This is a genomic window from Arthrobacter sp. SPG23 (assembly GCF_000876655.1).
GTDB lineage: Bacteria > Actinomycetota > Actinomycetes > Actinomycetales > Micrococcaceae > Arthrobacter.
Genome location: NZ_JYCN01000009.1, coordinates 307727 through 319826, shown reverse-complemented (window position 1 = coordinate 319826; position 12100 = coordinate 307727). Strand labels below are relative to the sequence as shown.

Genomic DNA, 12100 nt, shown 5'->3' with positions numbered 1-12100 from the left:
ATCGGTTAGCCGCCTGTTGGCGAATGGGGGAATCCGAGCGAGCGGCCGAGGAACGCCAGCACGCACAGTGTTAGTCGTCTGCCCGAAGCCCCTTTGTCGTCGACGTCGTCGACGACAAAGGGCGCAACAAACTCAAGCGCTTCGACGAGGGCTTCGTCCACCGAGAAAGTACCGACCCTAATCGTTGTTGGTGCTCCAGAGCGGGAGTCGGTCACTTGCCTACCCGGCAAGTGACGCGATCAAATCGAGAACTACCGCCGGAGTCCTATCCAGCGAAAACTCATCAATGAATACCTGGCCATATCCCGGGTACGCCTGCGCAACTTCAATGCTGAGTCTACGAATCCGTTCAGTGACGCACTGTTGCGTTACACCCTCGAGGGGGTGGTGCGGCAAGATCACATAGCTCCCGCGGGCTGGGTGATCAGTCAGCACTACCGGCCCGGCTGACATCTCTTGAATCTCGCCGTCATTTGCCAGCCTCCATTGGTTCAGAAGCGTGCGCTGGCGGTCATGGTCGATTTCTACGGGCTGGCCCGACAGGAGCCGGTGAACATCACGGGCCAGACGCCAATCGAGCAACGGGTGGAATGCCATGTTCTGATAGTCCCGGAGACAACCGTAGCAAGCACCCTTACACATACTTGAGTGGGAAAATTCATCGAATTTGACCAGATTTTCCTCGACCGCATCCAGAAACTTTCCGAAATTTTCAGGATGTCCCAAGCTAGTGGAGAAGCCAGCACCGTTTTCCAGCTCATCTGCGATAAAAGCGTACGACGTGGGCACCCCGTGTTGCACCGTCGAGTAGAGGCCAGCGATAAGTTCATGGGGCTGGACGTCCAAATGGAGAGCAGCAATCTTGCGAAGAAGATATGAGTACGAATACCAGGCGGCTCGGCGACCTTCTACTCTATCCAGCTGCCCGCCGATTTGCTGATCCTCGGACGTCAGGTCGAGGCGCCATCCGTTAGCAAACTTAGAAGTCTTGGGCCCAATAAATAGGAAGTCTGTTGGCTGAATCGCTCCTATGGCCACACGCTTGGTCTGCGCTGACATCTGCTCCGTCATGGGCATCTTCAAAAATGCCCGCTCAACCAACTTTTTCCCGTCCGCAATCGGGACGAACTCAAACTGCCGGCCCCCGTTGTCGTTGATGACATACTTCAGGGCTGGGCCTCTGTAGGTAATGAACGAATCCATCGAGTTGGGCGACAACGAACTGAGGTCGACCATCGCCCTGACCGGCATGGCTCGCGGCGCCCACGAGAAGTTCCCGTCAAAGGGCCTCGACTGCGCCCCAAAATAGCCAGCAGGCTGCCGCAAATCTACAATTTTCGCGACTCCAGGCTCCGCGGAACACTGAGGGCATGCAACTTCTTGTGAAGTTGAATCTGAGCTCTCCCGCAAATACGCACAACGACGACACGTATGGATAATGCGGCCACGGCCTAACGGGTCAGCGACCAGAGCTGGGCGGGGGAAACTTGGTACAAAGTTCGCAACGCCCTCTGCTCGATATACCCATCCGTCCTTGATCAGCTCGCTACCAGGCGCAAACGATGAAACGGCAAGCACCCCATCGCGGTCGATTGTTGCGCGCGGAGGCCAGGGGTGCCGGTTTTCCGGTGTCTTGAGGTATAGATTCCTCACCTGCGATGGAAAACCAAACATTGGCAACACGCCAGACTCAGCCAGGCGCTGGCTCAGATCTTCGTGCCCCGTCTCTTCTGCAGCGACCCTGTCCACCATGTCCGTAAGCCATTCGATGGTCTCCTTCGCGAACACCGCCGCACGTCCGGCCAGGGGTGTGCGATCCAGCAGCGCTCTGGCCGCTTCCACCGTCGCGGTTTCCTGTGTGCGTATCCACTCCAATATCAGATTCCGTACTGAAGGCCAATCTTCTGAGCGCCCGAAGCGCCCATGCGTGTTGACGGTCGCGTCCAAGTCCGTCTGGGCTATGGCTGTCGCGTTTGCCTCGAAGCTCATGCGCAGGATCTCAGCCGAAAGCGTTCGTCTTGCGATCGTGTCGCTACCCAATGTTAGGTACGGCTTAGGGGTAGGAGCCGACGTTATGGCCCGAGGATCTGCAAAATAGTGCTCATCATGGCTTCTTGGTCGGCAGACGGTCAGGGCAATCGCCACAGGCGAACTCCGCCTACCTGCGCGACCGACTCGCTGCTGATAATTGAACCGAGTCGGGGGCATGTTGCCCATGACAACAGCGTCTAGGGATCCAATATCTACGCCCGCTTCCATTGTTGTGGTGACCGACAGGAGGTCGACTTCGTCGGCTATGGGTATGTCGCGGGTACCGAGGAAAACTTTTTGGAATCGGGCCTGCCTCAGCTGCGCCTCACTTCTATCCGTCTGCCCCGTCAATTCGGCACAGTTCAGCCGGAAGCTCCCCTCGTCGGCGGTAGCCCGCCGTGCATAGTAGTCATCTGACTGATCAACTTTCCCAGCCATATCCGGAAGGGTTTGAAAGCATCGAGTACACAGGCCCGCGCCGCGCGTCATGTGCACTCGTCGGCATTTGTCGCAACGGAAGACATCGGCATTCGCAGGGCGTACAAAAACTTTGGCGGGATCTATGAGGTATTTTCTGACTGCGTCACCCCAGATGTCCTGCACGGCCTGCTGGATCTCATCGTTCTCGAGATGGTGCCGTTCGGAGACCTTTGACCAGAACTTTTTCAGGGCAGCCGGGGGCTGGTCGAGCTCGTATCGAAGTCCTACGAATCTCTTCTTCTCGGCGAGTATCCGCAAGCTTGACTGCGCAACCGATCCAAGGAGGTTTGAACTTCCCGAGGCATCACCCGATTTAGTTGTGGAGAGCCAACCGAGACCTATGGATTCGAAATCTCGGCCGGAGCCCGAGACCAAAGATTCCTCGACGTTATGCACTAGGGCATTCTCAATCTTTTTGAAGAGCAGCTCCAGTGACGGACTCAGGGAGGGTTGCAATTCCGGACTGGAGTTAGTGAAGTCGTAGATCTTCGTCCACGGAACCTCCCGAGGCCCTTCCCCGGCCTCAACCGCCGATGCCAGGTCAACACCCGGGCCACCAGGATTCATGCCTCGACGTAGAAACTCAACTCGCACCCGTCTCGACAGCTCGAGGATGGATGGGGCACCAGCTATATCCGCCAAGACCAGGTCTTCCGTCTCGTCAGACAAACCTGACCACACGCCCTGCAACCTGGCGAATACCGATGGCTCAGATTTCTGCAGGGCTATTGCGGCAGCCTTGTTCAGTTCCGACTTGTCCTCTCCGCTAATAAAAGCCCTCGCATGCATTAGCCCCGGCATCGAGTTTCCATACGTTTTCAACACGGAAAAAATCAGGGACCGCACACTATCTTGATAATGATTCAACGCGATCCCGGATGCCAACTTCGCAGAATCTTGTCGACTATCCGCGAAGACAATACATTTCCTATTGTCGTCGTCGAACTGGCGCATGAGCTCTGTTATTAGAACCTGATTCACCTTCTCGAAGCCAGTCCGCATGGTCCTAACGGGAGATCTCATCGTACGGGCGTCCGTGGCCTTCAGAACGCCAGCCGCATCGAATCGTATTCTCCAGTCGTCTCCACATGCAGGGCACGTGATCGGAAAGGGCAGCACTGACTCCGGAGAGCGGTCCTTGGGCTTGAGGGCAAGCGCCCTGAACACCCACCCAGTGTGCAAATCGTCTGTCGACTTGATGCTGCCAGCGGGCGGGTTCATAGATACGGGCTTGAAGCTATAGCCGACCTTGCCATTGTCTGCGGTCGTGTTCTTTTCTAGCAGCTCCGGATTACGTGTGTTGGGCCAGTAAACGACGTAGTTGTTGGCCGTTCGGTCCAGGGATGCATTGTCGGGAAGCATGGAAACATCCGGAACATCGGATAACAACGACAGGTTCAGGGATTTCTGCTGTGGGGCACCGGCTGTCGTGTATCCTCCGAGCATTACGTCGCCGCATCCTTGACAATAGAGGAGCTCAAGCACGCGCGCGCCGCATCCACATCGAGGCGTGGGAACGGCATGAAGCCGGCCTATATTAACTGACTGGGGTCTCATGATCGGCAGCTCGCTGCATTTGGGATCACTGCATGCCCACATGCCCGCGACATTCCGGAAGAACATATGCGCACGCAACTTTGGCCAGCGAATACCACCTTCTCTTTCCCGCGCCATTTGTAGGAGCCGCATCGTCGCTGCAGACCGGACTTCCCCTCCCTCATTAGGGAAGAGCCGCGAGCCAAGTTCAGCAAGGGTCCGGACTTCGGGAGTGGCTTCCTCAGGAGTCTTGGCGCCATCGTAGAAGGCGTTCTCGAGCGCAGCGGCCAGATTTAGACTCGGCGCGGCAGTTCCCCGCTGTAGAGGCTCGCACGAATCTGAAAGATTTTTCGGACCGACATCGAGCCGACTGATCGAGCCACCAAGAAACTCAAAGGACTCTTTCGGTAGTGCAAAGAAGTCGGATAGGTATTGCTTGTCCCTGTCCGGTTCAAGCGAGGCGGAAGCTGCGATGACCCGGAGCTTCTGCGGCCTGACATCGAGTCCGAGTCTCTTCTTCAGATTCCTAATCAAGTAGGCAACTTCGGTTCCTGCTGTCCCCCTGTACGAGTGCATCTCATCGAGCACAATTGTAAAAACATTGTCTTCATGTTCGTCCATCCACCGGCGCGTGGATGAAAAGAAATTACTTTCGCTGTCCCGCAGCATCATCACATTCAGCATTGAGTAGTTGGTGATGAGGAAGTCAGGGGGTGACTCGATCATGTCCCATCGGCTAAACATCTCTCCGCCGTCAAGCCTTGGAACAAAGTGCTCCCGTCCGTTTCCCGCTGTCATTGCAGCGTCGTAGAGGGCCGAAGCATCCAGCATGAGTGAGCGCAGAAGATCCACTTGCTTCTTGTCCCTGGAGCCAGTTACTGGAGTGGCTCCGGTGTACCGACCAAAATAGAATCTGTTCCCATTTCGGTTCTGATCAAGCCAGTTATGCGCTTCGGTGCTATCGAGAGCGCGGCGCAGCCTAACTAGTTGGTCGTCTACAAGGGCATTCATGGGGTACAGAATCAGGGCTCGGACTGCCGCCGTACGGCCGGCGACCGGCGTGCGCATGGGTGAGAAGGGCATCCCGGGGCCCGCCCACCATTCGCTGGCACTTGATCCCTTTCCACCCCATCTCCGCGACTCCATGAGCAACTGGCCGAGGATAGGCAGCAGGAAGGCCTCGGTCTTGCCCGAACCAGTGCCGGGGGTAAGGACAATGTTCTTTCGCCCACGAAGGGCTGAGCGAAGAGACGCTTCCTGATGGGTGTAAAGCTGAAGCCCAGGCTCCATCAGCCCGCTTGTAAGGAACTCAGCCTCGATTGAGCTGAGGCCCGCCGACGCCGCAGACTCCGCGACTGATCGGCCCGTTGTCTTGTAGGGCGCCCGCAACTCGAGAAGCGGCTCCCGGTAGAGACCACGATCCTTGTCGAGGAGTGCCCTACGCTCTTCCATCAGGGACTCGTTGGCAAGCCCAAATGGCGTGTCGTAGTAGCGAAGAAGTGCCTCTTTCAAAGAAGCAAAAGCTGCGAAGGCGTCGATGCCATCCGAACTAGAGGTCAAGTTATCTCCCATATGCGATAGAAGCGGCCGTGCGAATGCTGGGTAAAAGTGACGTCCGAAGGGCCGAATAGACGGCTTCCGGAACGTTGTGAAACAAGTGTCTTTGACCGGATATCCGCTGCGGTAGGACGCCCGAGCACGCCGACAAAACCTCAACGTGGTCGAACGGGAAAACGAGTTGCGCCGGTACCTTTAGCTGCCCGATCTTTTGTTCTTTGAGATAATCCCACTCGAGCAACTCTGGATGGCTCCCAGCGCACGCGAGCCATTGCCCCTCAGCGCGATTTGTCTGGTACCAACTCTCGTCGACTCGCCCCCAGTAGCGAGTGAGCCCAAATCCTTGCTGCCGGTACAGGCCGTCGCCCTTGGCTTCGCCAACGTCACTGTATCGATAAGTCACCGGGTTGAACTTTTGCAGGGGCGCCCCAGTTGTAGCCGGGCCGCCGACGGGAATGTCGGAGTAGCCGATTTGCGACAGGTTCGCTGCCAACCGTTCCACGTATGTGGATTCGAACCGTATGCCGATACTTGAGCATGCGTCCCGAGCCTCAGGAATTCCATCAAACTCAAGCAGAACAGTGTGTGGCAAGCATGAGGCAAACTCGCCGTCACCTGTGGCGGAGATAAGCTTTGGGAAAAGTCCCACGGACTCCAATTGATGCAGTGTGGATGCTTGCCGGCCGCCTCGCAGGGTGGCGAGAGCGACTCCTCCAGGGAGAAGGTGAACGCTGGATGGCCGCATTTGCCAATGGCCGCTTGCCCAGTCAACTTTCAAATAACCAAGGTGCTGGAGCTGGGCAACGATACGCCGGGCTCCATATGAGATTCCCGCGCCCAGCTCCTCGGCGAAGTGACTGGACACTGTTCGTATAAGTCGCTCATATGTACCCATTCCCTGGCTAGTCAACCAAATGAGAAAAATCTCAGCGCGATCCATCTAGAATCTCAACAATCTTCTTGCTTGATAAACTACGTTTAGCCAATCAGCGCCGCGTTGAACAAGTCCTTCATCTCGGGACAAGAACTTCCACTCCGCTTCGGAGGCTCCCATACCATCCAGATTTAGCTCGACATCTGCAGTGCCAAGCTTCTTGATCGAGCGAATAGCATCGCGACGGACCGTGACCAACCAAACCGCGTCCGCCGGAACTTCAGCATCAAACCGATACTCATTTGTATAGCCGGCGTTGCTCAGCCACTCCGGTATTTTTGGTGCGACTATCTTTGTGATCGTCCCATGCCTGGTCACAGTCCAGTGATCTGCGCTTCGTGCAAGGACGATTCGTTCCCGCCCAGTATCCACACTAACTAGGTTGCGGCCAGTAACCGGTTCCATAAGATTGTTCGCCGGAACCAGATTAGGGTCATCGACCGCAATTGTCTCAAACTCGAGGATATGAGAGTCGTTAATAAAGAGGAAATGGCTGGCCGGATCTGGCGTCACGAGCTTATGAAGCGGAAGGGCGCTTCCATTCGCTCTCAATTCCATCTCATCCGAGCCGTCCAAAGAAATCGAGTAAGTGCCGAACGGAGTAGCAGGCACAACCAGGTCAGGTTCGCCCCCGGCGACATAGACCTCTACACCTGAGTGCGAGCGGACCCTGAGCCCATTGACGAGGCGAGGGGACTCAGCGGATTCCTCCACAGACGCACGCCCGTACCCCAGCCACTCAATGATCCGCGTGTCATCAGCGTTGTCGGAGAGATTTACTCGAAGAAAAAGGTCCCATCCATTTACGATCTGGCGAGAGCCGCCGATCCGTTTGTAGCCTTGGACTCCGACGGCGTCAAGGATCCCGCAAAAGTCCTCCGTCTGGTCTTCCCGGATAAGCAGGGCTATTTCGTCGAACGGCTCCAAGACGTTCGTTGAAACCCAGTCGCCAGACACAGCATCGACTGCAAACATCCACACCTTTCGTGGCTTCATTTGTATTCGCACGTCGGCGGTAGACCACTTATGGCTGGAATCAATGGATGAAGCGACAGAGTCCGGCAGACCAGTAGAGCGGTAGAAGCCGCCGACGCCCACCGAGCGCAGTGACAGCTCCCGCCCGCTTGCGTCGACGACATCAAGGGCATCGATCCCTTGGCGGCGCGGAACCACCCAACGCGCCGTCCAAGCGTCCAAATCGAGACGAATTTGAACTCTGAGCTGGGCTTGCGACTGATGTTCTTTCGGCTGGCCGTCCCACTTTCTTGCCAGAAGAGGCATGACGGACGCTAGCAACTTCATTTCCGGGCCCGTCTGATCACCCTCCAACGACCGCGTAAGGACTCGGCTCAAGCGCTTGAACTTTCGGTTCCACCGCATCAGCTCGGACAAGAGCTGCCGGGGGGTGAGATCGTCCAGTTTTCCTCTGCCGATTGAGAAGAAGAAGTCACGCAAGTTTGCGGCGTCCTGTTTCGATATCACAGCCTGAGAGCGTGCAAACCCGATTCTCGACAGGTGCGTGTCCTCAAGGATCGTGCTCGGACCCAACCACTGTTGCTCGGTGATCCACTGGCTTAGTGTTCGCCACATCCACGCAACGTCCTCGAACGAATTGCTCAATTGCTGAGCAGTTATAGGCTCTCCGAGGATCTCCTGAAGGCGACCGTAGTACATGAGCGGCCCGCCCCTTTCATCGGCCCCCATGTCCGCTGCGGCTGCAACCGTCAAAGCAACCAAGGGAAGAATAGGGGGAACCAAACTCCTCGAGCTCTTCTCCCAGACCGTTAGGCGTTGCCTTATCGGCGCGAACGCCTTACTTGGAGAGTCCGGCCGCATAGCGTTCAGAACTGCCCGAGCCAGGGAATCTAGCGGTGCCTCAAAAAAGGGAAAATTCTCTTCTAGCATCTCGCGGCTCACGAACACGACCACCGGGTCCGTGTTGTTACGTCCGCGAAGTAGAACACGATCGAGTTCACTTTGCCACTGATCGTAGTCCCAAGAATGCGATTCCATGCTCCCCCATCCGGTTACCGCACGGTAGACCTACGAAGTTATTTCTAACAGCTATCTCCGACAACTTTGCGCCGAAACCCTGAATCGCCTTCATATCCTGAAGCTCCGTCGCGTACTCGCTGGATATGGCCCAACAACTGCCACCGACGGCACAGCGGGGCAAGCCACGTCGGAGCCGACTTTTAGCCCCTTGCTGCTGACAGGGCTGCCCCGTGTCTCCCACGAGGCGGCTTGTGTCAGCCACGCGGATTGCGCGATTAGCCAGCTGCTAGTTCCCCCCGCACCCACAACCGCGAAGGCCTCCCCCGCGTCCCGTCGGACATCTGCCCGGTCCCGGCCAGCTTAGGCTCCATGAACCGCCGGAATGTGTCCCGCATCAACGGGGCACCGGCCACCGCCTCGTGCAGCTCCCGCAGGTCCTTCAACGTGAACGGCCCGTCCAGCAGCGCTCCCGGATCCGGCTCCTCCGCGTAAGCAGCCTGCAGCCACTCCACCGCCTTGGCCACAATGTCCGCGTGCCCGTACGGGAGTCCGGCGATCAGCTCCGGTTCCCCGATCACGGAAGCCAGCCTGACGCCGTCGGACTCTAGAGCTTCCCGCAGTGCCCCCAGTGGCACAACGTCCACGTGCGCCACCGACAGCACCCAGCCGCGGTCGTCGCGCCCCGGCTCGTCAAACACCTGCAGCTGCCGCGGCACCCGCCCCGAGATACCTGCCTTCTCGCGCAGGCAGCGCAGCACCGCATCCGCCAGGGTCTCGCGTTCACGCAGGAACGTTCCCGGCAGGGCCCACTTTCCGTGCTGATGGTCCTCCGCGCGGCGCACCAGCAGCACGCACACGCTCCCCTCCGCAACGGTCAATACGGCCGTATCCACCGCCACCGACGGCCGCGGGTAGTCAAGCAGGGACGGGGCAGCGCTGTTCTTGGAATCCTTCACACCTTATTTATCGCAGTATTGCGCTAAAGACGCAAGCCGTGCATACTGGGATCAATTAGCGCAGAAATGCATTAAATCAACTGGAGGTCACCATGAAAGTCCCACAGCTCCACGTCGGCGCCGGCAGCAGGCTCGGCCCCCTGAGTATCTTCCCCGTCTGGACCTCCGGCTCGGGCAGTCTCGGCATCAGCACCGGCACCCACGCCGACGTCGCCGTCACCGAACTCGCCGGCGGCGCCCAGGTGGGCCGCCTCACCGTCACCAACAACGGCCCGCACCCCGCGCTGCTCCTGGAAGGCGAGCTGCTCGAAGGCGGACAGCAGCACCGGACCTGTGCCCGCGACGTCGTCCTCGGCCCGGGCGAAACCCGCGACATCGACACCTTCTGCGTCGAGGCCGGCCGCTGGGAAGCAGGTGAAAGCAGCCACCGCCGTCAGGCCCGGCGCGCCCCGCTCAGCGTCTGGTCCGAGCTGGCCAACGGCCCCGGCGGGCAGCGCGGCGGCAACCGCCAGGGCAGAATCTGGGAGCGGGTCAGCCGCTTCGACAACGCCCGGGGCGCCTCCGCCACTAGCTCCCTCCTCCAGCACATGGACTGGTTCAAGGACGACAAGGAGGAACGGAACCGCTTCAGCGCCGCAGACGCACCCAAGCCGCTGGAAGGCCAGCGCGGCGTGGTGATCGGCCGCGGCCAGCAGCCCCTGCTCCTGGAAGTCTTCGGCACCAGCACGCTCTTCCTCCGCCACTACCGCCAGCTGATCGAGGCGGCCCTGCTCGATCTCGAGCTCCTGCCGCCCCAGACGGTGGCATCCGGGGCGATGGCCGGCCAGCGCGCCCGCGACTTCGCCGCCCACGTCCAGGCGATGGACTTCGGAACGCTCGACGGCGGCCCGGCGGCCGTGGAGGTCCGCAACCACGGCGCGCTCCGCAGCCGCAACATCTCCCGCGCCGCCGGAGCGGTGACCGCCGCCGGCATCGCCGTCGAACTCCCCCAACGTCGCCCCCAGCTGGCCCATCTGACCTGCTGGAACACCAAACACCCCCTGATGGAGATGGCATGAAACTGAACCCCTTGCAGAATGACCGCGCGGCCGGCGTCCTCGTCGCCCTGGCCGCGGGCGACGCCCTCGGAGCCGGCTACGAGTTCGGCGCACCGCTGCCGGACGGTGCCGAAGTGACCATGAAGGGCGGCGGCCCGTTCGGGTTCGCGCCGGCCGAGTGGACCGACGACACATCCATGGCCGTCCCGATCGCCCAGGCGCTGCTGGAGTCCGCTTCCGGCACCGGGTCCTCCTCCCCCGCCGCGCTGACCATGGTGGTCCGGGCTTGGACATCGTGGTCTGCGGAGGCGAAGGACGTGGGCGCCCAGACCAGCTCTGTCATCGCGGCAGCCCGCCGTCTGGCTTCCGCTGCCGGGCGGAGCAAGGTCCACGCGGCCGACTTCAGCGCCGCCGCCGCGGACTTCCACGCCCGCACCAGCCGCAGCGCCGGCAACGGCTCGCTGATGCGCACGGCCCCGCTGGCCCTCGCGTACCTGGACCGGGAGCCGTCCGAGCTCATGGCCGCCGCGGGAGTGATGAGCGCCCTGACCCACGCCGACCCCGACGCGCAGGAAGCCTGCGGCCTCTGGTGCGTTGCCATCCGGAACTCTGTGCTCACCGGGCGGCTCGACGTCCGGGCGGGCCTGCCGCTGCTGCCTGCTGATCGGGTTTCGGTGTGGCTGGAGCGGATCGATGTTGCGGAGCGGTCCCGTCCGCGGGACTTCACCCGCAACGGCTGGGTGGTGGAGGCGTTCCAGGGCGCGTGGAGCGCCATCCACTACGCGGGATTATCGGCGTCCGGTCCGGCCCACCTGCGGGCGGCCTTGGAGGAGGCGGTACGCGGCGGCCGGGACACCGACACGGTGGCCGCGATCGCCGGCGGACTGCTGGGCGCCGCCTACGGCTACACGGCGGTGCCCTTCGAATGGCGGCGGCGCCTGCACGGCTGGCCAGGGATGCGTGCCCGCGACCTGATGGTCCTGGGCATGGAGCTGGGCCGCGGCGAGGGCCGCCGGACGGCGTCCTGGCCGCGCGCAGAGCGCCACGACTACAGCATGTGGGGCCGCACCGACGTGCTGGTCCGGCACCCGCACGACGACGGCGTGTGGCTGGGCGGGGTCGGTTCGCTTGGCCGCGTAGCGGAGCTGGGGATCGACGCCGTGGTGTCGCTGTGCCGGCTGGGGACGCTGGATGTCCCTGCTGTTGCGGCGGACGACCACGCCACGTTCTGGGTGGTTGATTCTCCTACTGAGGAGGACAACGCGCATGCCGCTTTCGTGCTGCGGGAGGCGGCGGCCGCCGTCGAGCGTTTCCGTGCGGAGGGCAAGACCGTCCTGCTGCACTGCGTCCGGGCCGAGTCTCGGACGCCCACGGTGGCTGCGCTGTATGGGGCTTCGGTTGCCGGGGTGTCTCCGATGGAGGCGTTGGAGGATGTTCGTCGGGTGTTGTCGGCGGCAAGGCCGAATGAGCTGTTCATGCGGGTGCTGAGGGGTGCCGGTGCGCTGCTGCAGCCGAGAGCTGGCATTGGCGGGGTCGTGACTGCGAAAAATGTCAGTGGCCGTCTGTAGCCTTCC

7 protein-coding genes and 1 pseudogene are annotated in these 12100 nt (G+C 60.4%); 2 read left to right on the top strand and 6 right to left on the bottom strand.

What is annotated here, in order from left to right; translation table 11 throughout:
* Positions 1-5: 5 nt before the first annotated feature.
* From TV39_RS22215 to TV39_RS04740, 6 genes and pseudogenes are all read right to left on the bottom strand, one after another.
* On the bottom strand, positions 6-161 hold the full coding sequence (locus tag TV39_RS22215) for a hypothetical protein (RefSeq protein ID WP_160292478.1): 156 nt from the start codon (positions 159-161) through the stop codon (positions 6-8).
* Between the two features lie 58 nt (positions 162-219).
* Entirely contained in the window at positions 220-4899 is a 4680-nt protein-coding gene (locus tag TV39_RS04755) for a helicase-related protein (protein WP_235347272.1), read from the bottom strand.
* A 111-nt stretch (positions 4900-5010) separates the two neighbouring features.
* A pseudogene (locus tag TV39_RS22820) lies at positions 5011-5337 on the bottom strand (DEAD/DEAH box helicase); the annotation flags it as partial.
* A 271-nt stretch (positions 5338-5608) separates the two neighbouring features.
* Positions 5609-6106, bottom strand: a complete 498-nt coding sequence (locus tag TV39_RS21965; protein ID WP_144406316.1) for a hypothetical protein — start codon at positions 6104-6106, stop codon at positions 5609-5611.
* Between the two features lie 438 nt (positions 6107-6544).
* Positions 6545-8551: a hypothetical protein gene (locus TV39_RS04745; protein WP_144406315.1), complete on the bottom strand. Its 2007-nt coding sequence runs from the start codon at positions 8549-8551 to the stop codon at positions 6545-6547.
* Positions 8552-8808: 257 nt separating this feature from the next.
* Complete coding sequence (locus TV39_RS04740) at positions 8809-9489, bottom strand: NUDIX domain-containing protein (RefSeq protein ID WP_043479001.1); 681 nt, start codon at positions 9487-9489, stop codon at positions 8809-8811.
* A 92-nt stretch (positions 9490-9581) separates the two neighbouring features.
* On the opposite strand from TV39_RS04740, the gene TV39_RS04735 reads away from it, so the two are divergent.
* Positions 9582-10547, top strand: a complete 966-nt coding sequence (locus TV39_RS04735; protein WP_043478998.1) for an ARPP-1 family domain-containing protein — start codon at positions 9582-9584, stop codon at positions 10545-10547.
* A complete protein-coding gene (locus TV39_RS04730; RefSeq protein WP_082049496.1) occupies positions 10544-12094 on the top strand; it encodes an ADP-ribosylglycohydrolase family protein in 1551 nt (516 codons plus the stop codon). The genes TV39_RS04735 and TV39_RS04730 overlap by 4 nt, the downstream gene beginning before the upstream one ends.
* The last annotated feature ends 6 nt before the right edge of the window (positions 12095-12100 follow it).